At 60.0% G+C, this 25196-nt stretch carries 24 protein-coding genes; 12 read left to right on the top strand and 12 right to left on the bottom strand.

Annotated features, from left to right (window positions below; genetic code table 11):
• The 3 genes from BFL40_RS23550 to BFL40_RS23540 are packed head-to-tail and all read left to right on the top strand — an operon-like array spanning position 1 to position 1902.
• Positions 1-894, top strand: a complete 894-nt coding sequence (locus BFL40_RS23550) for a type II secretion system F family protein (protein WP_071486183.1) — start codon at positions 1-3, stop codon at positions 892-894.
• Positions 895-904: 10 nt separating this feature from the next.
• On the top strand, positions 905-1627 hold the full coding sequence (locus tag BFL40_RS23545; protein WP_071486182.1) for a tetratricopeptide repeat protein: 723 nt from the start codon (positions 905-907) through the stop codon (positions 1625-1627).
• Between the two features lie 2 nt (positions 1628-1629).
• Entirely contained in the window at positions 1630-1902 is a 273-nt protein-coding gene (locus BFL40_RS23540) for a DUF3613 domain-containing protein (protein ID WP_071486181.1), read from the top strand.
• A 24-nt stretch (positions 1903-1926) separates the two neighbouring features.
• Here the strand turns inward: BFL40_RS23540 and BFL40_RS23535 are convergent, their stop codons facing one another.
• Together BFL40_RS23535 and BFL40_RS23530 are read right to left on the bottom strand one after the other, a co-directional pair.
• Positions 1927-2709, bottom strand: a complete 783-nt coding sequence (locus BFL40_RS23535; protein ID WP_071486180.1) for a response regulator transcription factor — start codon at positions 2707-2709, stop codon at positions 1927-1929.
• A gap of 126 nt (positions 2710-2835) precedes the next feature.
• The gene (locus BFL40_RS23530; RefSeq protein ID WP_071486179.1) at positions 2836-3309 is read right to left on the bottom strand and encodes a prepilin peptidase; all 474 of its coding nucleotides are present in this window, start codon (positions 3307-3309) and stop codon (positions 2836-2838) included.
• Positions 3310-3381: 72 nt separating this feature from the next.
• Here BFL40_RS23530 and BFL40_RS23525 point away from each other — a divergent pair, with 72 nt between their 5' ends.
• The gene (locus BFL40_RS23525) at positions 3382-3819 is read left to right on the top strand and encodes a TadE/TadG family type IV pilus assembly protein (protein ID WP_071486178.1); all 438 of its coding nucleotides are present in this window, start codon (positions 3382-3384) and stop codon (positions 3817-3819) included.
• Positions 3816-6548: a PAS domain-containing sensor histidine kinase gene (locus tag BFL40_RS23520; RefSeq protein WP_071486177.1), complete on the top strand. Its 2733-nt coding sequence runs from the start codon at positions 3816-3818 to the stop codon at positions 6546-6548. Before BFL40_RS23525 ends, BFL40_RS23520 begins: the two co-directional genes overlap by 4 nt.
• Here the strand turns inward: BFL40_RS23520 and BFL40_RS23515 are convergent.
• The 5 genes from BFL40_RS23515 to BFL40_RS23495 form a co-directional block, all read right to left on the bottom strand.
• On the bottom strand, positions 6545-8521 hold the full coding sequence (locus BFL40_RS23515; protein WP_071486176.1) for a pilus assembly protein TadG-related protein: 1977 nt from the start codon (positions 8519-8521) through the stop codon (positions 6545-6547). The two genes, BFL40_RS23520 and BFL40_RS23515, sit on opposite strands and share 4 nt — an antisense overlap.
• Positions 8522-8768: 247 nt before the next feature.
• Entirely contained in the window at positions 8769-9326 is a 558-nt protein-coding gene (locus BFL40_RS23510; RefSeq protein WP_071486175.1) for a DUF4136 domain-containing protein, read from the bottom strand.
• Positions 9327-9371: 45 nt separating this feature from the next.
• On the bottom strand, positions 9372-9974 hold the full coding sequence (locus BFL40_RS23505; protein ID WP_071486174.1) for a DUF4136 domain-containing protein: 603 nt from the start codon (positions 9972-9974) through the stop codon (positions 9372-9374).
• A 24-nt stretch (positions 9975-9998) separates the two neighbouring features.
• Complete coding sequence (locus BFL40_RS23500) at positions 9999-10748, bottom strand: methyltransferase (protein WP_071486173.1); 750 nt, start codon at positions 10746-10748, stop codon at positions 9999-10001.
• Positions 10741-11049 (bottom strand): MazG-like family protein, encoded by a 309-nt coding sequence (locus BFL40_RS23495; protein ID WP_071486172.1) that lies wholly within the window; start codon positions 11047-11049, stop codon positions 10741-10743. The genes BFL40_RS23500 and BFL40_RS23495 overlap by 8 nt, the downstream gene beginning before the upstream one ends.
• A gap of 163 nt (positions 11050-11212) precedes the next feature.
• On the opposite strand from BFL40_RS23495, the gene BFL40_RS23490 reads away from it, so the two are divergent.
• Both BFL40_RS23490 and BFL40_RS23485 read left to right on the top strand, forming a co-directional pair.
• Positions 11213-11503: a hypothetical protein gene (locus tag BFL40_RS23490; RefSeq protein WP_071486171.1), complete on the top strand. Its 291-nt coding sequence runs from the start codon at positions 11213-11215 to the stop codon at positions 11501-11503.
• Between the two features lie 65 nt (positions 11504-11568).
• Positions 11569-12906 carry an MATE family efflux transporter gene (locus tag BFL40_RS23485; protein ID WP_071486170.1) on the top strand — a complete coding sequence of 446 codons (1338 nt, stop codon included), beginning with the start codon at positions 11569-11571 and terminating at the stop codon, positions 12904-12906.
• Here BFL40_RS23485 and BFL40_RS23480 read toward each other — a convergent pair.
• The 5 genes from BFL40_RS23480 to BFL40_RS23460 all read right to left on the bottom strand — a co-directional run bounded on the left by BFL40_RS23480 (position 12851) and on the right by BFL40_RS23460 (position 18066).
• Complete coding sequence (locus tag BFL40_RS23480; protein ID WP_071486169.1) at positions 12851-13744, bottom strand: alpha/beta hydrolase; 894 nt, start codon at positions 13742-13744, stop codon at positions 12851-12853. The genes BFL40_RS23485 and BFL40_RS23480 overlap by 56 nt on opposite strands.
• A gap of 92 nt (positions 13745-13836) precedes the next feature.
• Positions 13837-15750: an arginine decarboxylase gene (speA, locus tag BFL40_RS23475; RefSeq protein ID WP_071486168.1), complete on the bottom strand. Its 1914-nt coding sequence runs from the start codon at positions 15748-15750 to the stop codon at positions 13837-13839.
• 143 nt (positions 15751-15893) lie between these two features.
• On the bottom strand, positions 15894-16265 hold the full coding sequence (locus tag BFL40_RS23470) for a translation initiation factor Sui1 (protein WP_017849660.1): 372 nt from the start codon (positions 16263-16265) through the stop codon (positions 15894-15896).
• Between the two features lie 194 nt (positions 16266-16459).
• On the bottom strand, positions 16460-16996 hold the full coding sequence (locus BFL40_RS23465; RefSeq protein ID WP_071486167.1) for an NUDIX hydrolase: 537 nt from the start codon (positions 16994-16996) through the stop codon (positions 16460-16462).
• Positions 16997-16998: 2 nt separating this feature from the next.
• A complete protein-coding gene (locus BFL40_RS23460) occupies positions 16999-18066 on the bottom strand; it encodes a DUF2333 family protein (protein ID WP_071486166.1) in 1068 nt (355 codons plus the stop codon).
• A 312-nt stretch (positions 18067-18378) separates the two neighbouring features.
• On the opposite strand from BFL40_RS23460, the gene BFL40_RS23455 reads away from it, so the two are divergent.
• From BFL40_RS23455 to accC, 5 genes are all read left to right on the top strand, one after another.
• Complete coding sequence (locus BFL40_RS23455) at positions 18379-20049, top strand: response regulator (RefSeq protein WP_071486165.1); 1671 nt, start codon at positions 18379-18381, stop codon at positions 20047-20049.
• A gap of 52 nt (positions 20050-20101) precedes the next feature.
• The gene (locus BFL40_RS23450) at positions 20102-22063 is read left to right on the top strand and encodes a methyl-accepting chemotaxis protein (RefSeq protein WP_071486164.1); all 1962 of its coding nucleotides are present in this window, start codon (positions 20102-20104) and stop codon (positions 22061-22063) included.
• 269 nt (positions 22064-22332) lie between these two features.
• A complete protein-coding gene (aroQ, locus tag BFL40_RS23445; RefSeq protein WP_071486163.1) occupies positions 22333-22788 on the top strand; it encodes a type II 3-dehydroquinate dehydratase in 456 nt (151 codons plus the stop codon).
• Between the two features lie 24 nt (positions 22789-22812).
• Positions 22813-23277, top strand: a complete 465-nt coding sequence (gene accB / locus BFL40_RS23440; RefSeq protein ID WP_029297651.1) for an acetyl-CoA carboxylase biotin carboxyl carrier protein — start codon at positions 22813-22815, stop codon at positions 23275-23277.
• A gap of 17 nt (positions 23278-23294) precedes the next feature.
• Positions 23295-24656 (top strand): acetyl-CoA carboxylase biotin carboxylase subunit, encoded by a 1362-nt coding sequence (accC, locus tag BFL40_RS23435; protein WP_071486162.1) that lies wholly within the window; start codon positions 23295-23297, stop codon positions 24654-24656.
• Positions 24657-25196: the final 540 nt, after the last annotated feature.

Below are 25196 nucleotides of genomic sequence, written 5' to 3'. Positions count from 1 at the left end.
ATGGCTATTTCGCTGCTGATCAGCGCCGTGATGTTCCTGGCAGCCCTGGCGCTGCTGCTTGCCAACTTGATGAAACACCGGCGCGGCCAACGCCTGGTTGCCCAGCGCTTGCAGGGCCGGATGGGTCGTGAAAACACCTTCGGCAGCGTGATGCGGCAATTGGGTAACAGCCCGATCGCGCAACGCTCAGTCAGTCTGGACAACGAAACCCAAATACTGCTCAACCGGATCGGCTGGCGCAAATCCAGCCAGCGTGCCATGTTCGCGGCCTGCCAGATCGGCACGCCGCTGGTGCTGTTGGGCATTGTCTTGGTGGCCCAGGAGTTGCTGTTTCCCAAAGTTGCCTCGCCGTGGCTTGCGCCCTTGATCGCCCTGGGGGTCGGCTACCTGCTGCCCAAGCGCATCCTGGCCCGCGCAGCCAAAGCCCGGCAACAACGCATCTCGCGCGAAGTATCAACCTTCATTCCGCTGCTACGTATCTTGTTCGAGGCCGGCATGGCGGTCGAACAAGCGCTACGCGTGCTCAGTATTGAAGCGCAGCGCTTGCTGCCGGCCCTGACCCATGAACTGCGCCTGGTCCTGGCACGGGTCGACTCCGGCCTGGAACTGAGCGAAGAGCTGGGCAAGACCGCCAAGCTGCTGGCCGTGGATGAGTTCACCGACACCTGCGTCATTCTCCAGCAACTGGTTCACCAAGGCGGCGGCGCGATGAAATCGTTGCTGGCGCTCAAGCAATTGCTCGATGACCGGCGCCTGACCCGGATACAGGAATTCGTGTCCAAGATGTCGGCGAAGATGTCGGTGGTGATGATGGTGTTTTTGTTTCCCGCCTTGCTGATCGTGCTCGGGGGGCCGGCGTTTATCGGCATCACCCGGGCGTTGAGTAACTTATGAGGAGCGCCCGATGAAAGCGTTGATAGCCGGTTTGAGCCTGTTGCTGCTTGGCGGTTGCGCCACTAATGGCCAAAGCCCGTGGGGCGCCCTGACGGCCACCGGCAGTTGCCCCAAGCCCGGCTCCGACCAGGAATTGTCGCTGAACCTGGCCGATGAAATGGCCAACGACGGCAAGCTGCACGCCAGCCTGGCCAATCTGCAGAACTTGCCGGCCAACCTGCCTCAGGTCCGCCTGCGCCAAGCCAAGGCGTATCGATTACTCGGCCGCAGTGAGGCCGAGCCGTTGTACCGCAGCCTGCTCGGCACCTGCATGGCCGCCGAAGGTGAACACGGCCTGGGGCAATTGGACTCGGCCAAGGGCAACAATGGGCAAGCCATGGCTCACTTGCAGCGCGCCGCACGGCTGGCCCCCACTGACGAGAAAATCCGCAATGACTTGGGCGTGGTGTACCTCAACCAACTGCGCCTGGAAGACGCCCGTTTTGAATTCATCACGGCTATGGAACTCAAGCAGAGCGACCCGCTGGCGGCGATCAATCTGGTGACACTGCTGATCTACCAGGACGACTGGAAGCAGGCCGCGCAACTGGTCAGCCAAATGAACCTGAGCCCCGAACAAGTCACCGACGCCCAGGCCAGGGCCGAAAAACTCAAGGGCTCAAGCGCACCCGTCGCCAAGGCCAAAGACCAGATCGCCACGGTCAGCGATGCATCCAGCAACCCGAGGAATTGATGATGAAAGTGACTTATCTCGCCAGCCTGGCAGTGCTGGCATTGCCCCTGAGCGTCATGGCCATTGAACCCGGCCCCTCGTCCCCGCAACAGGCCGTCACCGAGAGCTGGCTGACGTTGCAGTCCAGCGGAAAAGTCGCGTCAACAACACCACAGAAGGCCTCCGCCGCCGAGCGCGACCTGACGTCCCAACGCTTGCTGGAAAGCTTCAAGCACCCGATTCCGGAGTATTTTGAGCAGAAGGTGGGGGGGCAGGCTAAAAGCGGCAGCAATTAGCTGCCGCTGGATTTTACTCACCGCTTAGTGGGCCGTTACGCGTTGGCGCATCGCCGAATTGTTAGGCGAAAGTGCCAGCGCCAACTGGGTGCGGTTGTGCATATGCGTCAGACGCAACACCTGGGACACGTACAACTTCACCGTGTTTTCAGTGATGCCCAGTTCGCAGGCAATTTGATAGTTGGTCTGCCCTTTCCCAACCAGTCGGGCGACATCCAATTGGCGCGGTGACAACTGGTTGAAGATTGCCGGAATTTCCACCGGCCCGGCGTCTTCGGCCGACACGTCTTCACCCTCCAGACCTGGCGGGCTGCGGCGCACTTTGTCGAGGTCCTGGTACAGATCGTTGATGGACTCGGAAAGGAACTGCAGCTTCTGGTTCAAGTGCCCCAGTTGCAGATCCTTTTTGCGCTCTTCCAACGCGGCTTCCTGGCGCTGCAAACCTTCCAGCAATTCTTCGAGATTGATCGGTTTCTGGTAGTAGTCCGCGATCCCGGCGCGCAGGGCCTTGATCACATCCTGCTTGTCGGCGCGACCGGTCAGCATGATCGCTTCAAAGACCCGCTGTTTTCCGGCGACCTTTTGCAGGGCCTTGACCAATTCGATGCCGTCCATGTCCGGCATATGCAAGTCGCACAGCACCAGGCCGATACCATCGTCTTCACTGAAACGCTTCAAGGCCTGCTGGCTGGATTCACACGGGACACAGCGGAAACCGCTGCTTTCAAGAAATTCACAGAGTTCTTCCACGATCAGCGGCTGATCGTCGACTACGAGCACTTTTACCGCAGAGGCTAGCTTGTTCACGCGCTACTCCATGCCTGGACAGCCAAAAGATTGACCCATCCCTAACGACGAATATTCCTACACACCTATTTATTAAACGTAGACCTACTTTCCTACTATGTACATAGCGTTAGTCCGATATGACGACTAATGGATCCAAAACCAGGCAGCGGCAAAGCCCGCCAGCAAAAAAGGGGCAAAAGGCAGCTTTTTTGACGCTTGCGGTGCCAGGTAGCCCAAGCAGGCTTTAACCCCCGGACTCATAAACGGCCACAGCTTTGGCGCCAGTAAGATCCACAGTAAATTGGCTACCGCAGCCCCTATAAACGACCACAGCAGGTACTGGGCATTCGATGCCAAGGCCAAGGCCACGAGCAGCTTCACGTCTCCGGCACCCAGGCGGCCCAGGGCATAGCCCGGCAAGGTCAACAGCAGCGCCAAAATAAACGCCAACACTCCCTCACCTACGGACGCACCGAGCCAAGTGGTCCCCGTCCAAAGCAGATAGATCAACGCCAACAGGGCTGCGCCCAGCGTCAGACGATTGGCGAGCAGTCGCTGCCGAACGTCCTGAACCGCACACACCACCAACCACACCACCACCACCACGCACTGGATCACGTAAAAAACATCCCTTTTCGCTGAATGATTCTATGCTGATATCAAGTAATAGCCGTCAGGGTAGACGCGGTGATGAAAACAAGCCTCCCCAGAAAGCAAAAAGGCACGGCAGCGATCGAGTTCATTGGCGTGTTCGTGATTTTTTTCGCCGTATTCTACGGGATGGTCAGCTATAGCCTGCCGTTGCTGTTAATGCAGTCGTTCAACCAGGCGACCGCCGAAGCCGTGCGCGTGAGCGTAGGGCTGGACCCCACCATGCAGGGCTACAATGCCGCGGTGGTGAACGCCGCCAATACGGCGGTCGCCAGTCGCTTGGGGTGGATTCCACCCGCGTTCAATTTCAACTCGAGCCAAATCAGCACCACCTTCGTCAACGGCTTGTTATTGGTGCAAATCAACTACCCATCGACCAATCTCCAGAACGTGATGCCATTTATTGTCTTGCCCGGCATTGGCAGCGTGCCGCAATTGCCGGTGACGCTGCAGGCCCAGTCGAGCCTGCAGTTTTGACTTCGGGGGACAAACTCTTCGGTCGCCTGCTCGGCCGCGCCAGCGCGCTGGCCATCGACACACCGGCGCTCTCTTGCGCCGGGTTGCACGTGCAGTTGGACGCTCAAGGCCATGTGCTCGACATCAGCGGCACGCTGCGCCCACAACTGGCGCAGTACGCTACGTCGCCGCGCCTGCAAGACCTGCTGTGCGCGCATAGCGCCCTGGCGGTTGAAGGCGTTCCAGCCGATTGGCAGCGCCACAGCCTCGACCTGGATTTCCAGGGCACCGCCGGGCAAGTCCTGCACACCCGAGGCACGGTTGAAGCGCACGGCAACGGGTGGTTGTTGCATGCAGTGGATATCGGCGATTTGCTTGGCGGCAGGCAACTCGCCGAGCAACGCGAACAGAATCATCAATTGACCAGTTTGGTGAGTGAGCAACTGCGCGTGTGCAGCCTCACCCGACTGCCCGAGGTGTTCAACGAACAACTGTGCAGCGTGGCGCAGCGCTGGCGCATCCCCTGTGTGGCCCTCGCGTTGCTCGACCAAGAGGACCAGGGCTGGCTGATCTACAGCCAGTACGCCAACCATGACGCGCCGCTGTTCTGGCACACCGGGCAGCGCCTCGGCACTTGCCTGGACAGCCTCGACGGCACCACCCCGTTGAGCCTGCAAGCGCCGTATGGGCGTGGTGAGCACCCACGTTTGCACAGCATATTCGGTAATGCCGATGGTTTCCTTGTGCCCTATCGCGATGGCCAAGGCATTGCTGCGTGGTTGTTGTGCGGCGCTTACAGTGGCCAACCGCACACCCGCGACCGTGACTGGCTGAACCTCGCCGCCGCCCTCGCGGCACCGCTGCTCAGCCGCCTGCGTGAACAACGCCACCACCAACAACTTGAGCGCCTGGAAGCCCTGCAAGGTTTGCTCGGTACCGGCTGGTGGGAGTTACTGCCCGCCAGCGGTGAAATCCAACTCGCTCCCCAGTTGATGCGCAACCTGGACCAGGAAGAAGGCCCCACCCGGCAAGCGCTGGACACCTGGCTGAACCTGATCCACCCTGCCGACCGCCAGGAACTGCACAGCCGCCTGCGCGATTTGCAGACCCTGGGCAAACCCTTGCTCGCCAGCGTGCGCCTCAACCGAGACGACAGCGCCCAGGCGCCTATCTGGTATCGCGTGCAGGGCCAAGTGCTGGGCGCGGGCGAACGGCGCCGTTGCATCGGCTTCATGCTCGATATCAGCGACATCAAGAACCAACAGCTGGAAGCCGCCGCCGCCCATGCGCGCCTGGACAACGTGATCGCCAGCTCACCGGCGGTGATCTACGTGCAGCGCTATGTGAACGGCGCCCTGCAGCCGGTGTTTTTCAGTGACAGCCTGCTGCCACTGCTGGGCCGCACCCTCGCCGAATGTACCCACGACAGTCTGGTGCAATGGGTGCATCCCGACGACCGCGACCTGTACTTCCAACGCACCCGCCAACTGCTGCGCGAAGGCAGTGCGCGCAGTCGTTACCGTGTGCAGGATAAACAAGGCGACTACCACTGGCTGCTCGACGAAGCCAAGCTGTTGCGCGACGACCTCGGCGTGCCGGTGGAAGCGGTCGGCCTGTGGCTGGATGTCACCGAGGCGACACTGGCAGCGCAACAGGTCAAGGACAGCGAAGAGCGCTACCGAATCCTTGTTGAAGACTCCCCGGCGATGATCTGCCGCTACCGCCCCGACCTGACCTTGACCTTCGGCAATACGCCACTGGCCAACTACCTGGAATGCCTGCCTGCACAGTTGCGGGGAATAAACCTGGGGAACTGGTTGTCGGCTGAGCAGCGCGAGGCATTTGTGCTGCGCATACAGCAACTGACGCCGGAGTTTCCCGTCAGCACCGCCGAAATCAGCCTGCAACTGCCCGGGCGCGAACATGCCTGGTGGGTGTGGTCTGACCGTGGTGTATTTGATGAGCAAGGCGTTTTGGTGGAAGTGCAGGCCGTGGGCCGCGACAACACCGAAGTGCGTCGCTCCCAGCAGCAACTGACCCAAAGCGCGAAAATGGCCACCCTCGGCGAAATGGCCACGGGCCTGGCCCATGAGATCAACCAGCCACTGAACGTGATGCGCATGGCCATCGTCAATGTGCTCAAGCGCCTGAGCAATGGCGATGTGCAAATCGATTACCTCACCGAGAAACTCCAGCGCATCGACGCACAGGTACAACGTGCGGCGCGGGTGGTAGACCACATGCGCGTGTTCGGCCGCCGCTCGGAAGTCGAACAGCAGCCCTTCGACCCGGCGCAGTCGGTCGAGGGCACGCTGTCGTTGCTCAGCGAAGGTCTGCGCGGCAAAGGTGTGGATGTGCGCCTGACCCAGGTAGAGATTCCGGTGCAGGTCAAAGGCTACGTCGACCAGCTTGAGCAAGTGCTGATCAACCTGATGGTCAACGCCCGCGATGCCCTGCTGAGCCAGCGTGAAAAAAACCCCGAGCTGCGCCCGTGGATCGCCTTGCACACCGAGCACGACAGCCGTCACGTGCGCATCTGGGTCGAAGACAACGGCGGCGGCATCGACCCACGGTTACTGGAGCGGATCTTCGAGCCGTTCTTCACCACCAAGCCGATTGGCGTGGGCACGGGCTTAGGCTTGTCGGTGAGCTACGGCATCGTAGAAAACATGGGCGGGCGCCTCAGCGTCAGCAACGGCGAGCACGGCGCACGGTTTTGCGTGGAACTGCCAAGGGCCACCGACGCTTAAATCACCAGGTAGGCTCCGCCGGTCTGGCCGCAGGTCAGGTTGGCACCGACGTTCACATTCGCCAGGCTGATGCCCAGCATGTTCAGCAGGTTGTTGAGAATCGGGTTCAGCAGTGGGCCCAGCAGGTTATCCACCACCGACGCCACGACGGCGCTAACGCCGCTGAGCAACGACACCGTGTTCGCCACCAGGCTGCCCAACGGATTGCTCCCCACCGGCTGATAAGCCGTGATGCCTACGCCATTAAGCGTGGTGGAAAGGCTGCTGACCACGTTAGTGGCTGGTGCGGCGGCCTGGTAGGTGGGTGTAAGACCGACGTTAGGCGGTGTGGCAAACGGTGTGCTACTGGAAAACACCAGGGTTTGGTTACTCCCAGCGATCGGGCTTTGCACCATGATTCCAATCCCCCCACCGGCGAATGGCACGCGGGTATCACAGGAGCCAATACCGAGGATTTCATGGCAGGTCTTGGTGCCAATATCAATCAACGCCAAAGGCGCCACCGTCATCGGCTGCGTGGTGGAAAATGCATTGGTGATGGTCCCCACATTCAGTGACGCCAACGAGGTGGTGGTGTAAGCCGTCAGACTCTTAGTACCTGCATTGCCGGTTGGGCAGCTGTAAGCGGTGACATAACTGCTGGCGCCCCCGGCATCCAGCACGATATTGAGCGACAGGTTGCCCGGCAACACCAGCAAATCCAATTGCTGGCAGCCAGCCCCCAGCAGGCACAACGCCGAGTTCAGCGTGGTAACCAGGTTCAAACTCAGCAAGCCGTTAACCACCGGCGTCAGTGGCCCCACTAGGTTATTCACCGCCGTGGTCAACCCCGACAAACTACTCAGCACCGGCAAGCTGACCGTCACCTCGGTGCGCACCTGGGCGGTACGCACGTAAATCTTGTTCGGCCCCAGCGGGTTGGCCACCGCCAGCGCCGGGTTACCGATCGCCGACAGTTGCGGCGGCTCGATCACCTTGACCTGGGTCGTGATATTCGCCAGCCCCAGCAGGTTCACAGGCAAGGTCGCCGCCACCGCGCTCTGGCTGTTGGACAGTTGCACCACGCCCTGGATCAGTTGAAACACCTGCAGGTTGGCATTCAGCGCCGCAGCAGTGGTGCCTGTCTGCAATTGCAGGATCTGCCCCAGCGTCAGCGGCGCCTGATTGATCGCGGCGACTTGCAGGCTGCCCAACGCAGTCAACACATCGGCTGTTGCACCGTTGGCGGTCAGCACCGTGATCGCAGCCTGGATCAACTGCGTGGCGGTGACGTTGGTACTGAGCAGTTGGGTGTAGTTACCGGCGGCCACGTTCAGGTTGATCGCCAGTTGGTTGAGGTAACTGAGCAGGTTGATGTTGGTATTGAGCAAACCATTCCAGCCGGCGACCGTCAGGTTGACGTTGCCGCCGAGCAATCCGCCGAACAGCGGGTTCAACAGACTGGAACTGCCAGTGTCGATGCTGACCAGGGTGCTGTTGATGGTCAACTGGGCCAGGGTTGGCGCGGGCGTCGCCGCCACCGCTGTCGCCGTCAACACGGTGTTGAGACTGACCGTTGCGCCGGAAACCATTGCCCAAATCCCACCGGCCACGCTGGTGGTGACGGTTTGCGTAACCACCACTTGAATCGCCGACGACACTGCCGGGTTTGCACTGAACGTGCGAAAACCCGAGGCACCGGTGGTCACGGTGCCGCAACTGGTCACCAGGGTATTTCCGTTACCCACCACAAAATTATTGCGCGCCACACTCTGCGCCGCGTAAGTCGCCGCACTCAAGCCCGCCAGGCACGTTCCACTGCGGCTGACCGCCTCCAGTGCCGCCGTGTCCGCCACCCCTTGCAACTCGCGTTTTTGCAGGTACAAGCGGCCGCTGTCGACCACCAACAATGTGCAGATCAAGACCAATGACAACACGCCGGCTGCCATCAGGCCAATGACACCTTGCTGCTTGTTGTGAAATCGGGGAGACATCGAGCACTCCTGTGCCGGCGAACTGTTCGGCGCTTACGCTCCTGAGGTGTAGATGAGTGTAGACAAGGGCTGGGGCGTCGCCATGAAGGCGACTGACAGAAAACTTGAGGACGCCCCAAACTAACGTAGACACTGTCGAGCGCAAGCGAGGCTGCGATGCAGACGACTCGGGCTGGCAGGTAGGCCGAGGCGATCCCATCGCAGCCTCGCTTGCACTCGACAGCTCCTACGGGGTTAGGTGGCGCTGTTAATGGGGTGGATAGTTGGAAAGGATTTGGGTGACGGTGGCGCGGATGGCAGTGCTGCGATCCTGCGGATTCGGCGTGCTGCTCATCATCTGCTCGTCACTGCCGCGCCATACCAGCTTGCCGTCCTTGCCGTCGAGCAGGTCGATCTGGATGGTCGCCACTTTGTAGGTAATGTTGCGCGTTTCGTTGTACATCGGCGCGCCCCAATAGCCATTCCATGGGCCACCCCAGGCGCCACCGTAGTTCGTAGTGACTTGCTGTTGGCGGTCTTCGACGATCAGGTAGGTCTGCACATTCAGGTCGGCCTTGGTACCCGCTGCGGCAGGACGCAGCCCGCGTTGATCGAGTTGTTCGCCAACGGCTTGGCGGATGCGTTGCTCGGTGAGATCACTCTTGATCCGTGGATCATCCGGGCGGTATTGCAGGGCCGGGTCTTTCCAGGCCCAACTGCGATAGGCGCCGAAATCGCGGCTGGCGTCAAAGTCGTGGTTGACCTGACTGGTCTGGCAACCGCCCAGCAACACTACAAAAGCGAGCGTAGCGATACGACGAAACATGATTGTTCTCCAAGAAGCGACCGGCGCTTTAGATGAGAATAGCTGTTAACTGGGCGGATAGGCCGTCATTGCCTTTTGCACGGCTTCGCGCAAGGCATCGGCGCGCTCGCTGAGGCTGCCTTGGCTGGCGGTTTCAGCACTGGTGCTCCAGACCGGCTGGCCATTGCGGGCATCAAACAAATTGACCCGCACCACCGCCACCGTCACCTCGTAGGTACGCACCACCGGCACCGAGTTGTACATGCCATAGCCGTTGCCGTAGCGGTTGTAACCACCATATCCGTAGCCGTAGTCGTCCTGGACTTGTTTGAGGCGCTTCTCCAGACGCACATCGGCGCTGACCAGAAGGTCCGGGGCGCGGTTGTCATGCAGCGGGCGCAGGCCACGCTGGTCAAGCGCACCGCTGACCGCCTCGGCAATCTGTGCCGAGTCGGCCCAGGCCGAACCCGCCGGCAGTTGGCCGTTGAGCCAGCCCCAATTACGGTAGGCGCCGTAGTCACGTACTGGCGCCGGATAGGCGCTGGCATCAAAGGTAGTGGCCGCTTGGGGCGGAGCCGGCGGCATGGGAGCCGAGGCGGCCACGTAAGGATTAGGGGTAGAACAAGCCCCCAAACCCAAAGACAACAGGATCAAACAGAGACGACGCATTTCGACCTCCGCAAACTGGGCCGCTTAAACCGGACGGCAGATCCAGTGCAAATAACGCCCAAGTCCGGCAAAGCTTGGGTGACGACGGTGAGCAAGTTCCATCTCCAACAGATCCTGTAAATCGGCGCGGGCCTGGAATTCCACCGGCATATAGTCGTGGAACACCCGTACGCCACTTTGGCTTTCGACCTGCCAAAGCCCTTCTAGTTGCGCCGCCAGCTCGCGTGGGTCGAGCGGTTGTTGCGGTGTAAGGCTCTGCTTTTCGCCGGCCATGTCGTTCTTGCGCATTTTGCGAAAGTGCCCTTTAAGCAAATTGCGGTAAATCAGCGCATCGCGGTTGTAGAACGCCAAGGACAACCAGCCGCCGGGCACCGTGAGTTGGTGCAACACCGGCAGGATTGCGTGGGGTTCAGCCAGCCATTCCAGCACGGCGTGGCACAGCACCAGGTCGTAGGGCTCGGTGAGTTGGCCGAGCAGGTCTTGCCAGGGTGCGTGGATAAAGGTTGCGGTCTGCCCCGCCTCGGCAAAACGCTGACGCGCACCTTCGAGCATCGGCTCGGCGGGTTCGGCCAGGGTCACTTGATGACCACGCTCGGCCAGCCATAACGACATATGCCCCAGGCCCGCGCCGATATCCAGCACACGCAGCGGGCGATCCGGCAGCGCTTCGGTCAGGTCGGCCTGCAGCACCGCCAAGCGAATTGCACCTTTGGCGCCACCGTAGATTTTCTCGGCGAAGCGCGTGGCCAGTTGGTCGAAATGACGATCACTCATGGGCAAACCGCCGCTCGCTGTCGGCCAACTTGGCGCGTACCACCTCGTTCATGTCCAGGCCCAACTCACTGCACAGCAACAGCAGGTACAACACGATATCGCCGACTTCCTGCCCAGCATGCGCGAGTTTGTCGGCAGGTAACTGGCGCGACTGGTCTTCGGTCAGCCATTGGAAGATTTCCACCAGCTCAGACATTTCCACACTGGCGGCCATGGCCAGGTTTTTCGGGCTGTGAAACTGCTTCCAGTCATTGGTATCGCGGATGCGGTGCAGGCGTTCGGTGAGGTGTTCAAGGTTCATGCGGGGGCTCCTGAAGGTGTATAGCTTCGGGGGGATGATCGGCGAAGGCAAGTGAATCCCTGCACGCCATAAACCTCTATGCTAGAAGGGAACTCGCGCGAGCCAATAACGACCAAAGTCTCAGGTCCGGCAGCTACGCCCACCCTTTCATCAGGACACATACATGCAAACAGACTTTTTCGGATGGCTGGGTCTCAAAATCGGCCAGATCATCCACTTTATCGTCGAGTTGTTCAGCGGGCTGTTTAACACGCTGTCACATGCCGGCGGCGACTTTGTCGACGGGCTTTCCAAGTCCCTGGGCATGGACACATCGATAATCAGCATCATCACCCTGATCCTCGGCCTGATGCTGCTGTACTCGGCAGTGCGCGCGTTTATGCGAGCGTCGATTATCGCGGGGATTATCTGGTTGATGCTGGGGTTGTGGTTGCTGAGCTGGATCGTGCATTAAATTTCAGATTGCGGGGCGGCTCTCAAACGCTCCCAGTTACACTACCGCTCCCCCAAGGAGCCTGCATGCCCACCTTACTCACCGACTGGCGCCACCGCCCCACCCATCGTCGCGTCTGGGCCCTGGCTGCGCCGATGATTCTGTCGAACATCTCGGTGCCGCTGGTAGCGCTGGTCGACAGCATGGTCATCGGCCACCTCCCCCACGCCCATCAATTGGGCGCCGTGGCCGTCGGAGCCAGCCTCTACACATTCCTCGCCTGGGCCATGGGCTTCTTACGCATGGGCTCCACCGGTTTCGCCGCCCAGGCAGCCGGGCGCAATGACGGCGCAGCACTCCGGCAAATCCTGCTGCAAGGCCTGCTGCTCGCCCTGGGCCTGGCAATGCTTTTGGGGACGGTGGGTATCCCCCTGAGCCAACTGGCCCTTGAATGGATGCAACCCTCTCCCGAGTTGAATCAACTGACCCGCGATTTTTTCCACACCCGGTTGTTCGGCCTGCCCGCCGCATTGGCCAGCTATGCCTTGGTCGGCTGGTTCCTTGGTACACAAAACGCCCGCGCGCCACTGGCGATTCTGCTGACCACCAACCTGGTCAACATCGCCCTGAACCTGTGGTTCGTACTCGGCCTGGACTGGGGAGTCGTCGGTTCGGCAAGAGCTTCCGTTGTCGCCGAATGGACCGGCGCCCTGCTCGGCCTGGCCCTGACGCAAAAAGCCCTGCGCGCCTACCCCGGGCATATCGCCTGGGCGGCGTTGAAATTGTGGGAGAGCTGGCGCCCGCTGCTGGCGGTGAACCGTGACATCTTTATCCGCAGCCTGGCGCTGCAATCGGTATTTTTCATGATCACGGTACAAGGCGCGCGACTGGGCGATGCGACCGTAGCCGCCAATGCATTGTTGCTCAACGGTCTGTTGCTGACCGCCCACGCCCTGGACGGTCTGGCCCACGCAGTCGAAGCCTTGTGCGGCCACGCCATCGGTGCCCACGACCGCCAATCCTTGCGCCGCTCGCTGGTGGTAGCAGGCGGCTGGTCGCTGATCGCCAGTGTGGGTTTCGCCCTGCTGTTCACCTTCGCCGGGCACTTGTTTATCGCCATGCAAACCGATATTCCCAGCGTGCGCGAAACCGCCGACCTCTACCTGCCTTACTTGGCCGTGCTGCCGTTGATAGCTGTGTGGAGTTATCTACTGGACGGCCTGTTTATCGGCGCCACCCGCGCCCGGGAAATGCGCAACGGCATGCTGTTGACGGTGTTGCTGACACTGCCGTTTGCCTGGGTATTACAGGGTATGGGCAACCACGGCCTGTGGATAAGCTTCCTGCTGTTCATGGCCCTGCGCAGCCTCACTTTATGGGCGATTGCCTGGCGCTTGAATCGGCAAGATCAGTGGCTTGGATAAAGGCCGTCACCCGATCCAGCACCGGGGCCAACCAACGCAGCGGCCTTGAGATAGACGCCACCAGTGTCGCGTGGTTAGTCCGGGTGAAATAAAACGCTTCAACCGGAACGCCCGCTGCCCGCAACTTGTTCGCCAGCCCGCCGGTATTACGTGTGGGGTTGACCAGATTGTCGTCCGTCGAGGCGATCAACAGCGTGGGTGGTGCTGCGGCGCTGACGTGGTTGATCGGTTGGGAATCAGGTGGCGAATCCGGGAAGAAAAAAACCGGCCGCACCTCCCTGTTTTCAATCGGCAAGAAGTCATACGGCCCAGCCAGGCCGATCCAGCCCTTGAACACCGAAGGCGACAAACCCACCTCGCTCAGCCAGCGCGCGTCCAGCGCCAGCATCGACGCGTTATAGGCCCCGGAGCTGTGGCCCATCACATACATCTGCGTGGGGTCGGCGCCGTACTCGGCGATGTGCCGATGGGCCCAGGCCACGGCTTTCGCACCGTCCTGAAGAAAAGCGGGGTAACGCACTTGTGGATAAAGCCGGTAATCGGCGATCACCACCACGATGCCGCGCGAGGCCAAGGCTTCGCCGACAAAACCGTAGTCATCTTTAGAGCCGTAGTTCCAACTGCCGCCGTAGAAAAACACCACCACGGGGGCGTCAGGCAGAGCTGTGACGGGGCGGTAGATATCGAGTTTTTGGCGGGGATCATCGCCATAAGCAATGGCCGATGTTTTGGTGAAGGTGCTGGAGGGAGTCAGTGCGTTAAGCACTTTGATCGGGGAGCAAGCCGCGAGAAGTGCGGCGATCGCCAGGGTGAACGCTTGCAGCAGTTTGCTCGACATCGTTCAGACCCCACAAAGAAGGTACTGCCAAACGAAGGTCTAAATGTGGGGGCGGGCAAGCCCGACTCCCACACTAGAACGGGTCACTTCACTTATGACGACAGGTACGAAGAACGGGTCAGCCCCAAGCGCAATGCGTCGAGGAACTGGGTGCGCTCCGATGTGGAGATCTTCGCGCTCGCACACTTGTCACGGTAGTGCGTCATCAACTCCTCCGGCGACAAGTGCACGTAGCGCAGCATGTCTTCGATGGTGTCGTGAGTCTCGATACCGGCGCTGTAGACCGAGCCGTCTTCACGCTGGTAGATGTTCACCGAGTCGGTGTCACCGAACAGGTTGTGCATGTCCCCGAGGATTTCCTGGTAAGCGCCCACCAGGAAGATGCCAAGCAAGTAGTCTTCGCCTTCGTTCAAAGCGTGCACCGGCAGGCTGGTCTCGATGCTCTGCTCGTCGACGTATTGCTTGATCTTGCCGTCGGAGTCACAGGTCAAATCCTGCAATACCGCACGGCGCAACGGCTCTTCGTCGAGGCGGTGCAGCGGCAGAATCGGCAGGACCTGGCCGATCGCCCAGGTGTCCGGCAGGCTCTGGAACACCGAGAAGTTGCAGATGTACTTGTCGGCCAGCTTATCGTTGAGTTCGTCCAGCACTTGGCGGTGCGAGCGCTGGCGGGCTTTCAACGAGTTGTGCAGGCGACGACATACGGCGAAGTAGCACTGCTCAGCCAGGGCTTTCTCCGCCAGAGTCAGTTTGCCGTCGGCATACTGGGTAGCCACGTCACTCATATAGTGGGTGGCACGCCAGTAGGTTTCGGTGACCATTTCAATGTCGGTCGGGCCCAACAGGTCCACCAGCCATTGCACGGTTTCCGGCAGGTTTTCCTTGTTTTCAATCTCTGGAATTTCGTCGTTGTGTTTCTCGACGTCAGTGACTTGCACCACCAGCATGGCGTGGTGGGCGGTCAGGGAGCGGCCACTCTCGGAGAAAATATGCGGGTGCGGCAAGCTCTGCGCATCGCAGAATTCCTTGAGCATGCCCACAACTACACCGGCATAGTCGTCCATGTCGTAGTTGATCGAGCTGGCGTTACGCGAGTGAGTACCGTCGTAGTCCACGCCCAGGCCGCCGCCAACGTCGATGTGGTCCACCGGCAGGCCGAGGTTGCGCAGTTCGCCGTAGTAACGAATAGCCTCCTTGAACCCGTGCTGGTAGTCGGCCAGGTTGGCGATCTGCGAGCCCATGTGGAAGTGCAGCAGGCGAATGCCCTGGTCCAGGCCCGCAGCGCGGAAGCGCTCAACCACCGACAGCAGCTGCGCCGCCGACAAACCGAACTTGGACTTCTCGCCACCGGTGTCCGCCCACTTGCTCGAGGCCAGGGACGACAAACGCACGCGCAGGCCGACCTGAGGCTTGACCTTGAGGCTGGCGGCCTCTTCGATCACCAGGCCGACTTCGGATTCTTTCTCGATCACGATAAACACATTGTGGCCGAGCTTCTGGCCCATCAGCGCCAGGCGGATGAACTCACGGTCTTTGTAGCCGTTGCAGACGATGGTACCGCCCTTCGGCGCCAGGGCCAGCACGGCCAGCAGCTCAGGCTTGGAGCCGGCTTCAAGGCCGATGGAGACGTTCTGGGTGGCGATGATGTTCTCGATCACCGCTTCCTGCTGGTTCACCTTGATCGGGTACAGCGCGGTGTACTGGCTCTGGTATTCCAGGCGTTCGATGTTGGAGTCGAAGGCACCGGTCAGCTGGCGTACGCGGTCTTGCAGGATGTCGGGAAAACGCACCAGCAGCGGCAAGGACAAACCGCTTTTGCGCAGCTCGTCGACTTGCTCGTACAGGTCGACGGGCGTGCTGTTCGGGCCGTTCGGACGGACTTCAACGCGACCGGCATCATTGATCGCGAAATACCCGGCCCCCCAATGGCGAATCCCGTAAACACTGCGGCTGTCCGCAACTGTCCATTGGCTGCCATCGTCTTTGCGTGTGCGTCGTACGGACATCGAAGTCCCCTATATATGAAGTCGAAGTACACCGGCCCGCTGTCGGGCTGGCGCAGTCTAAAAAATGAAAATGACGATTTGCCTGTGAGAGGGGTAGACCCCACTCGCAGGACAGAGTTTAGACACAGGTCGGGAAGAGGCTCTCAGCCGCCGGACTTCTTGGCCTTGTACCCGAGCTTGATCAGCTCGGCCAACAGCAACTCGACGTGATCACCCTGAATCTCGATGACCCCGTCTTTCAACGCGCCACCGGTGCCACAGCGCTTCTTCAGCGTAGTGGCCAACTCTTTCAAGGCATCTTCGGCCAGCGGCACGCCGGTGATGGTGGTCACCGTCTTGCCGCCACGGCCTTTGCTCTCGCGTCGCACGCGGGCAATACCGTCGCCTTCAGGGATCAGGGTCTGTTTGCAGGTGCACGCGTCCACGGGCTGACGACAGTCCGGGCAGTGTCGACCTGCGTCGGTGGAAAATACCAAGCCACCAAGGGCGGCGAAGGATGCGGCTTTTTTGGCCACCGGCAATCCTCTTGGGAGGACAAAGACTGATCGGCGCCCGGCTTTCGTAAAAGAAGAGGGACCACCGACCGCGAAGCCCCACTCAGGCAGGGGCAGCGCTACCGAACCGCAAAGGTGGTTCGGGTGAAAAGTCGCGCAGTGTAACGGCAAAAAGCCGACTTGCTAAGAGCCAAATGGCGCCAATTTATGCAACTTTAGCGACGCGAGGCCAGATAGCGCCGCAAGCCCTCTTGAGCGTCCGGGCAGTAAGGCTTTTGTTCGGCCTCCTGCAGGACAACATCGATGGGTAAAAATCGCGCTTCCATGACTTCTTCGGGCTGCAAACGCAGCGGGCCATCCCAGATCGCGGAGTAGGACTTGCACCACAACCGGCTGTCGCCATCTTCAAAGAAAAAATGGTCGTGTTCGGTCAATTCCACACCGGCGACGCCCAGTTCTTCTTCCAGCTCCCGGGCCGCTGATAAGGCATAGGGTTCACCCGCCGCCACCATCCCGCCCGCCGCCGTATCCCAGAAGCCCGGATACAGGGCTTTGCTCAGGGTGCGTCGATGCACACACAACAAACCCGCCGAATTGAACAGGAAGATAAAGGTGCAACGGCCGATCAGGCCGCGCTGGCGAAGGTCGGACCTGACAAGCTCGCCGAGCAGGTTGTCTCTCTCGTCGACCCAGCAGATCAGTTCAGAATCGGAGGCAGCGCGGTGCGCGGCCTCCTTTTGAGTAGCGTCCATCATCAACCCTGATTGAGGAGCTGACGCAAGTCGATCACTGCAGCGTTTGCCCGGGAAATATAGTTGGCCATGACCAGAGAGTGGTTGGCGAGGATGCCAAAGCCACTGCCGTTAAGAATCATAGGACTCCAAACGGTCTCCTGCGAGGCCTCCAGCTCACGAATGATCTGGCGCACGCTGACGGTAGCGTTTTTCTTGGCCAACACGTCGGCAAAATCGACTTCGATGGCGCGCAGCAGGTGGGACAAGGCCCAAGCCTGGCCACGAGCCTCGTAGAACACGTTGTCGATCTGCATCCATGGGGTTTCCACCACTTCTTCATCAAGCTGCGGCACTTCACCCGGCGCTAGGGTTTCAGTCTTCAGCGCCGTGTTCAGCTTGACCCGGCCAACACTGGCCGACAGGCGTTGCGACAATGAACCCAGTCGAGTGGCGACATCGCCCAGCCAATTGTTCAGGTTGTCGGCACGCGCATAGAACAGTGCACCGCGTTGATTCGGGTCAGACAGGCGCGCTTCATAGCGGCTCAGGGAATTGATGCCTTCCTGGTACTCCGACTCACTGGACGGCAGTATCCAGCTCTTATTGTCGAAGTTGAAACGTGGTTCGGCCTTGGCCAAATCGGCGTCTTCAGCCGACTGCGATTGGGAGCGAGCGAAATCTTTACGCAGGGCACGGGTCAGGTCACGCACCTGCACCAGTACGCCGTACTCCCAACTCGGCATGTTGTCCATCCACAGGCCTGGCGGAAAACGGTCGTTGGAAATATAGCCACCGGGCTTGTTCAGCAAGGTACCGGCTACGGTTTTGAGGGTTTCGACGGTGGTGAAGCCAAGCACCATCTGCTTGCCTTCCTTCTCGGCGGCAAGCTGGGCATTTTGCTGGACCGGGAACAACGCCGGCTCTTCGCTCCAATACCAACCCAGGGCTCCAGTGACCAACAGGTACAGGGCCAGCACGCTGAGCAAAGCCTTGCTCATCAGCAAGTTGCGAAAGTAGCTGCGGTTGGTAGGTTTGGGCTCAGGGGCGGGGCCTTTGGCACTGCCTGCGCGATTTTTCCAGTCCAGCATGGCGATATCCTTTCAATCACTTGAGTTCATGCACGTCATTTGTCCGGGTGCGTTCAAGCACTCCGACCACAACCCTACCCCATCGTGCCCATCGGCGCGGGGCTTTTAAGCAAAGTAGCGCGTGCGAGCTTTAAATATAGAGAGCTTCGACTATAAAGAATGCACGTTTTTTACGCGGCGCGACCATAAGGTCAAAAACTGAATAACAGAGACTCGTACTTAATTGACGTATGACACTCATGTAACAGAAAAGAGGTGCTAGCATAGAGCCATCAGTCGACCTCAGCATGCACCCTAACTAGTAGTCAGGATATGACCGAGCCAGAAGACCCCAGCCGTGAGCGTCTCAAGCACCATTTTGCCCAGCGGGTAATTCATCAGGCACGTCAAATTCTTGAGATCTGGCAACGCCTGCAACGCAGCGAATGGTCGAACGTGGATTTTTCCGAACTCAGCGAGGCTAACCTGCGCCTGCTGCGCTTTGCCGAGCGCTTCGAACAACCGGAACACGGCCAGTTGGCGCGACATATTGGCGAATCCCTGAAGGCAGTAGACGAAAATCGCGGTCGCCTGAGCAGCCAGTTAATCACTGAACTCAATCGCTTGATGCAGCGCCTGTCCCGCACCGGCCTGCGTCAAGGCGACCATCTGGAACAAACGTTCCTGCCACCCATGCGCAAGCCGATCTACGTAATGCTGGCCGATCACGACCGCGCCGAACGCCTGGCCAAGCAGCTGGAATTCTTTGGCATGAGCGCCCAGTCCCTGGACAGCGTGGCGGCCTTTCGTTCGTCCATGGCCGAGCGCCTGCCGTCGGCGATTGTGATGGATGTAGACTTCTGCGGCGCAGGCCTGGGCCTGACACTCGCCGCCGAAGCCCAGGAAGGCCTGGAGCAAAAGCTACCGCTGCTGTTTTTCAGCCTGCATGAAACCGACACCCCGACCCGCCTGGCCGCCGTCCGCGCAGGCGGTCAGGAATTTCTGACCGGCACGCTGGAAGCCTCGAGCCTGCTGGAAAAGATCGAAGTGCTGACCTGCGTCGCGCAATACGAACCCTATAAAGTACTGATCATCGATGACTCACGCGCCCAGGCGCTACACACCGAGCGGCTGCTTAATAGCGCCGGCATCGTCACCCGCACCTTGATCGAACCGATCCAGGCCATGGCCGAGCTGGCGGACTTCCAGCCCGACCTGATCATCCTCGACATGTATATGCCAGCCTGTACCGGTACCGAACTGGCCAAAGTGATTCGCCACAACGACCGCTATGTCAGCGTGCCGATCATCTATCTGTCGGCCGAAGACGACCTGGATAAACAGCTGGACGCCATGAGCGAAGGCGGCGACGACTTCCTCACCAAGCCGATCAAACCGCGCCACCTGATCACCACCGTGCGCAACCGCGCAGCGCGTGCGCGAAACTTGAAAGCGCGAATGGTGCGCGACAGCCTGACCGGGCTGTACAACCACACCCATATCCTGCAATTGCTCGAAGACTGCAGCTTCCGTGCTCGCCGTGAGAGCAAGCCGTTGAGCTTTGCCATGCTCGATATCGACCACTTCAAGCGGGTCAATGACAGCCACGGCCACCCGATGGGCGACCGCGTGATCAAAAGCCTGGCGCTGTTTCTCAAGCAGCGTTTGCGCAAAACCGACTTTATCGGGCGCTACGGCGGTGAAGAGTTCGCCATCGTGATGCCCGACACCGACCTGGAATCGGCCTGCAAAGTGCTGGATGAAATTCGCGAGCGCTTTGCCGAAATCCACTACCCGGCCCAGCCCCAGGATTTGTGGTGCACCTTCAGCGCCGGGCTGGTGGAGCTGTGCGACGGTTCCGACAGCTTGATGATGGCCGCCCAGGCAGACGAGGCGCTGTACCGCGCCAAGGATGCTGGTCGTAACCGCGTACACACCGCACGCACGTCAAAGCAAAGTGCCACCTTTTCACCGGAATCCACTGATTCCGTCATAACGCTGTAATGAAAACGCAATAACTTCAGGCACTTACTTTTGCTGTCGGTTGAAACCACGCATGCGCCTGAAGCTGCTGACCAATCTCAATACCCTTCTTCTGGTGGCCGTGTGCCTGGCACTTGGGGCGACGCTCTGGTGGTCGCAACGGGCGCTGGAACGACCTTATTTGTTGATGGAACGCTACTTGGGCCTGTCCCAGACCTTTCAGAATCAGGCCGCGCGCAATATCGACGACTACCTGGCCAGCGGCGATGCCTTGCGCTTGAGCAGCGCCAGCCAGAGCCTGGAAAACCTCTTACAGCACCTGGATGAACTGCCCGCCGACCTGGCGCAAAACCTGCGCCCCAGCCTGGTAGACCTGGATACGTTCAGCAAGACCGATCTGCTGGCCGCCGGCAAACTGGCTGGCGACCCGCAAGCGTTGCTGCTGCAGGCAGAGCGCGAGTTGGGCGCGAACCTGGAGCAACTGGGCCAATACGCCATGGGCGTCAATTCACCCGAGGCCGCACGCTATCTGCCACCACTGCTGGCTGCATCCCAACACCTGGGCAAGCTCTCCCTCGCCCGCGACAAGCTGGTGAGCAGCGGGCGCGCAGAATTGGCGGATGACGTAGAGCGTGAGATCGCCAGTATTCGCACCCAGGCCGATCTGTTGGCGCAGTTGCCATTGCTTGGCGTAAAGGCGAGCGCCGAATCCAGCACCGATGATTTTTCCGCCATGATGGGCTTGGAAAACAGCGAAAAAGCCGAAGCCCAGGACACCGGCGTCGACCTCAAGCGCGAACTCAACAGCCTGCTGACCCGCTACCCCGCCGAACTCAAGCGCACTCGCGAGCAGATCCAGCAACGCACCGCACTGGGTGCCGGCACCCATTTGAAGATCGCCGCCGTGCAACAAGCCATCGCTGGCCTGGAGCCGGTGGTGCGTGCGCAACACGGCAAGATCCAGGGCGAAGTGCGCCTGATGCAAGGCGTGATGATCGGGTTGATTCTGCTGATTGCACTGTTGATCGACACCTTGCAACGGCGCCTGGCGCGCGTACTGACCAACCTGGCACCGGCCTTGTCGACCTGGGCCGAAGGCGACTTCAGCCAACCGATCGCACTCGGCAAGACCAACCGCGAACTGCACGATATCGAGGCCTCCCTAAACCGCTTGCGCGCTTATCTGGTGGACCTGGTGGGCACCATTCGCGGCAATGCCGAAGAAGTGGCCGGCAGCAGTCGCGCCCTCGCCGAACTGAGCAGCGGCCTACATGACGGCGCCGAACGCCAGGCTGGGGACACCGCGCAGATTCGTGATTCGCTGGGCGAACTGGAAGCGACGATCCAGCAAGTGGCCGGTGATGCGAGCCAGGCCGCGGGTGCCAGTCGCAGCGCGGGCCAAGCGGTGCAACAGGGCCAGCGGGTGATCGGCCTGAGCCTGACCGGGCTGCATGCCTTGGTGGGTGAAGTGCAACAAAATGCGCAGATGATCGAGAAACTCGCCGAAGAGTCCGCCACCATCGGCGGCGTGCTGACGGTGATTCGCTCGATTGCCGACCAGACCAACCTGCTGGCGCTCAACGCGGCCATCGAAGCCGCGCGTGCGGGTGAAGCCGGACGCGGCTTTGCCGTGGTCGCCGATGAAGTCCGCTCCCTGGCCCAGCGCACCGCCGGTGCCACCGCCGAAATCCAGAGCCTGATCGCCAGCCTGCAGACCGCCGCCCACCAATCGGTGGAGGGCATGCGCGCCCAGGTCGAACACGCCGAAGCCACCGCCCAGCAGGCCCAGGCAGCCGACGGCGCATTGGACGAAATCGTCGGGGCGATCCAGACCATTTCCGACACCGCCGTGCGCATCGCCGATGTGACGGCGCAACAGAGTGGCGCCGTCAGTGAGATTCGCGATAACAGTGAGCGAATTCATCAGTTAGGTGAGGATAACTTGCTGCGGATTGGGCAAGGACGCAGTCAGGGTGAACACTTGCTGGTGTTGGGCGGGCAACTCAACACTGCCGTGCAGGCATTCCGCGTCTGAACACCACCCGCTGTAGGAGCCGGCTTGCCGGCGATGTCGGTCTATCAGGATATAAATCTGGCATAGACCCACTGCTATCGCTGGCAAGCCAGCTCCTACAAAGAATTTGCGCCAGGTATTACCAATGACCGAATTCTGAGCCGCAGTCACAAATTTTGCGCAATCCTCGCTAATCGTGCCGCCTACTGCATAGAACTGGACAGTCACAAAGGCTTTGCGGCATAGTCGCCGAGTTCTGCCGTACTCACATCAATAACAAGGAACAGCCGATGGCGACCTTACTGGTTCTTCACGGACCCAACCTGAACCTGCTCGGCACCCGCGAACCGGGCGTCTACGGGGCAGTGACCCTGGATCAGATCAACCTTGATCTGGAACAAAGGGCCCGTGTTGCCGGCCACCATTTGCTCTACCTGCAAAGCAATGCCGAGTACGAATTGATTGATCGCATCCATGCCGCGCGCAACGAAGGCGTGGACTTTATCCTGATCAATCCCGCCGCTTTTACACACACGAGTGTTGCATTACGTGACGCGCTGCTGGCGGTGAGCATCCCATTCATCGAAGTGCATTTATCGAACGTGCACAAACGCGAAGCTTTCCGCCATCACTCCTACTTCTCCGACGTAGCGGTAGGCGTGATCTGCGGCCTTGGCGCCAGCGGTTACCGACTGGCCCTGGAGGCCGCCCTGGAACACATTGAACAACCGGCCAAGCGCCCCTGACCGACCCTTGGGAGTTGATGATTCATGGATATCCGTAAAGTTAAGAAACTGATCGAACTGCTGGAAGAATCCGGTATCGACGAGCTGGAAATCAAGGAAGGCGAAGAGTCCGTACGGATCAGCCGTCACAGCAAGACTCCGGCCCAACAGTTCTACGCACCACAAATGCAAGCACCAGCGCCAGCCGCTGCTGCTCCGGCCGCTGCACCTGCTGCCGCTGCCGCACCTGCTGCGCCAGCCGCACCAGTACTGAACGGTTTCGTGGTCAAGTCGCCAATGGTCGGTACCTTCTACCGCACTCCGGCACCGACCTCGCCAGCCTTCGTTGAAGTCGGCAAGACCGTGAAAGTGGGCGACACCATCTGCATCGTTGAAGCGATGAAAATGATGAACCACATCACGGCCGAAAAAGCCGGCGTCATCGAATCCATCCTGGTAGAAAACGGTCAGCCGGTTGAGTACGACCAGCCGCTGTTCACCATCGTTTGAACCGCGGAGCGCCTTCGATGTTGAAACCTGCGAAGAAACTGCAAAAAGTCCTGATCGCCAACCGCGGCGAGATTGCGCTGCGTATCCTGCGCGCCTGTAAGGAAGAGGGCATCAAGACCGTCGCTGTTTACTCGACGGCTGATACCGAATTGATGCACGTGAAACTGGCGGACGAAAGCATCTGCATCGGCCCGCCATTGGCCTCGAACTCGTACCTGAAAGTCTCGAACATCATCGCGGCCGCTGAAGTGACCGGCGCTGATGGCATCCACCCAGGCTACGGCTTCCTCGCGGAAAACGCCGATTTCGCCGAACAGGTGGAAAAATCCGGTTTTGCCTTTATCGGCCCGAAAGCCGAGACCATTCGCCTGATGGGCGACAAGGTATCGGCCAAGGACGCCATGATCGCAGCCGGCGTGCCAACCGTTCCCGGCTCCGACGGCCCGTTGCCTGAAGACGAGGAAACCGCTCTGCGCATTGGTCGCGAAGTCGGTTACCCGGTGATCATCAAGGCCGCCGGTGGCGGTGGTGGTCGCGGCATGCGCGTGGTGCACAAGGAAGAAGACCTGATCGAAGCTGCCAAGCAGACGCGTTCGGAAGCTGGCGCCTGGTTCGGCAACCCGATGGTCTACCTGGAGAAGTACCTGACCAACCCACGTCACGTGGAAGTTCAAGTACTGTCCGACGGACAAGGCCACGCCATCCACCTGGGCGACCGCGATTGCTCGCTGCAACGTCGTCACCAGAAGGTTCTTGAAGAAGCACCGGCACCGGGCCTGGATGAAACTGCCCGCGCCGAAGTGTTGGCGCGTTGCGTCAAGGCATGCATCGACATCAACTACCGTGGCGCGGGTACTTTCGAGTTCCTCTACGAGAACGGCCGTTTCTACTTCATCGAGATGAACACTCGTGTGCAGGTAGAGCACCCGGTTTCGGAGATGGTTACCGGTATCGACATCGTCAAGGAGATGCTGAGCATCGCCGCCGGCAACGTGTTGTCCTTCACCCAGGACGACGTGAAGATCCACGGCCACTCCCTGGAGTGCCGGATCAACGCCGAAGACCCGAAAACCTTTATCCCGAGTCCAGGCCTGGTCAAGCATTTCCATGCTCCGGGCGGCAACGGCGTTCGCGTCGATTCGCACCTGTACAGCGGCTACAAGGTTCCGTCCAACTATGACTCGTTGATCGGCAAGCTGATCACCTGGGGCGCGACGCGCGATGAGGCCATGGCCCGCATGCGTAATGCCCTGGATGAGATTGTGGTGGATGGCATCAAGACCAACATCCCGCTGCATCGGGATCTGGTTCGTGACGAGGGCTTCTGTGAGGGTGGTGTGAATATTCACTACCTGGAACATAAGCTGGCTAATCAGTAAATTGATTGGTTTGACAGAGCCGCCTTCGGGCGGCTCTGTTGTTTCTGGGGGGGGCATATCCGTTATTTGCGTAACGGCTAATATGGGTTCCGCTTTTACAGCGGGTCACTTTTGGAAAAGAGCCCCAAAAGTAACCAAAGGGCTCTTGCCCCACCACTCGGCACCTCGCTGTGGCTCGGTGTGCCCGCACTCCGGCACGGCTGCGCGGATCGCCGCGATGGGCCATCCCTGGCCCAGCGCGGCTAAACCGGCATCCTTGCCGGTTTACCCGCTCCACCGTGCCTACTTGCGGCCAGCGTGGTTAATGGGGCGCCTAAGATCAAGATCAACAGCACGGCGGCCTGAAAGCCGACCTGAGTGGTGTAGATCAAAAGCGATAAAACATGTGGGAGCAAGAAAGCCCGCTTCCACATTTTTAATCTCCATACATCAGGAAAACACCCACTGCTGTTGATCTGGCTTTTGATCCACACCACTCAGGTCGGCTTTCAGGCCGCCGTGCTCTGCTTTTGATCTGCTTGTGATCTTGATCTCAGGCGC

The organism is Pseudomonas costantinii, from assembly GCF_001870435.1.
GTDB classification, from domain to species: domain Bacteria; phylum Pseudomonadota; class Gammaproteobacteria; order Pseudomonadales; family Pseudomonadaceae; genus Aquipseudomonas; species Aquipseudomonas costantinii.
The sequence above is the reverse complement of the archived record's forward strand: the minus strand, read 5'-3'. Positions and strand labels throughout refer to the sequence as shown.

What these genes read in the sequence shown, in the direction of transcription:
- BFL40_RS23550 (WP_071486183.1), top strand. Translation starts at nt 1, where the DNA reads ATGGCTATTTCGCTGCTGATCAGCGCCGTGATGTTCCTGGCAGCCCTG.
- BFL40_RS23545 (WP_071486182.1), top strand. Translation starts at nt 905, where the DNA reads ATGAAAGCGTTGATAGCCGGTTTGAGCCTGTTGCTGCTTGGCGGTTGC.
- BFL40_RS23540 (WP_071486181.1), top strand. Translation starts at nt 1,630, where the DNA reads ATGAAAGTGACTTATCTCGCCAGCCTGGCAGTGCTGGCATTGCCCCTG.
- BFL40_RS23525 (WP_071486178.1), top strand. Translation starts at nt 3,382, where the DNA reads ATGAAAACAAGCCTCCCCAGAAAGCAAAAAGGCACGGCAGCGATCGAG.
- BFL40_RS23515 (WP_071486176.1), bottom strand. Translation starts at nt 8,521, where the DNA reads ATGTCTCCCCGATTTCACAACAAGCAGCAAGGTGTCATTGGCCTGATG.
- BFL40_RS23510 (WP_071486175.1), bottom strand. Translation starts at nt 9,326, where the DNA reads ATGTTTCGTCGTATCGCTACGCTCGCTTTTGTAGTGTTGCTGGGCGGT.
- BFL40_RS23505 (WP_071486174.1), bottom strand. Translation starts at nt 9,974, where the DNA reads ATGCGTCGTCTCTGTTTGATCCTGTTGTCTTTGGGTTTGGGGGCTTGT.
- BFL40_RS23500 (WP_071486173.1), bottom strand. Translation starts at nt 10,748, where the DNA reads ATGAGTGATCGTCATTTCGACCAACTGGCCACGCGCTTCGCCGAGAAA.
- BFL40_RS23495 (WP_071486172.1), bottom strand. Translation starts at nt 11,049, where the DNA reads ATGAACCTTGAACACCTCACCGAACGCCTGCACCGCATCCGCGATACC.
- BFL40_RS23490 (WP_071486171.1), top strand. Translation starts at nt 11,213, where the DNA reads ATGCAAACAGACTTTTTCGGATGGCTGGGTCTCAAAATCGGCCAGATC.
- BFL40_RS23485 (WP_071486170.1), top strand. Translation starts at nt 11,569, where the DNA reads ATGCCCACCTTACTCACCGACTGGCGCCACCGCCCCACCCATCGTCGC.
- BFL40_RS23480 (WP_071486169.1), bottom strand. Translation starts at nt 13,744, where the DNA reads ATGTCGAGCAAACTGCTGCAAGCGTTCACCCTGGCGATCGCCGCACTT.
- speA (WP_071486168.1), bottom strand. Translation starts at nt 15,750, where the DNA reads ATGTCCGTACGACGCACACGCAAAGACGATGGCAGCCAATGGACAGTT.
- BFL40_RS23465 (WP_071486167.1), bottom strand. Translation starts at nt 16,996, where the DNA reads ATGGACGCTACTCAAAAGGAGGCCGCGCACCGCGCTGCCTCCGATTCT.
- BFL40_RS23460 (WP_071486166.1), bottom strand. Translation starts at nt 18,066, where the DNA reads ATGCTGGACTGGAAAAATCGCGCAGGCAGTGCCAAAGGCCCCGCCCCT.
- BFL40_RS23455 (WP_071486165.1), top strand. Translation starts at nt 18,379, where the DNA reads ATGACCGAGCCAGAAGACCCCAGCCGTGAGCGTCTCAAGCACCATTTT.
- BFL40_RS23450 (WP_071486164.1), top strand. Translation starts at nt 20,102, where the DNA reads ATGCGCCTGAAGCTGCTGACCAATCTCAATACCCTTCTTCTGGTGGCC.
- aroQ (WP_071486163.1), top strand. Translation starts at nt 22,333, where the DNA reads ATGGCGACCTTACTGGTTCTTCACGGACCCAACCTGAACCTGCTCGGC.
- accB (WP_029297651.1), top strand. Translation starts at nt 22,813, where the DNA reads ATGGATATCCGTAAAGTTAAGAAACTGATCGAACTGCTGGAAGAATCC.
- accC (WP_071486162.1), top strand. Translation starts at nt 23,295, where the DNA reads ATGTTGAAACCTGCGAAGAAACTGCAAAAAGTCCTGATCGCCAACCGC.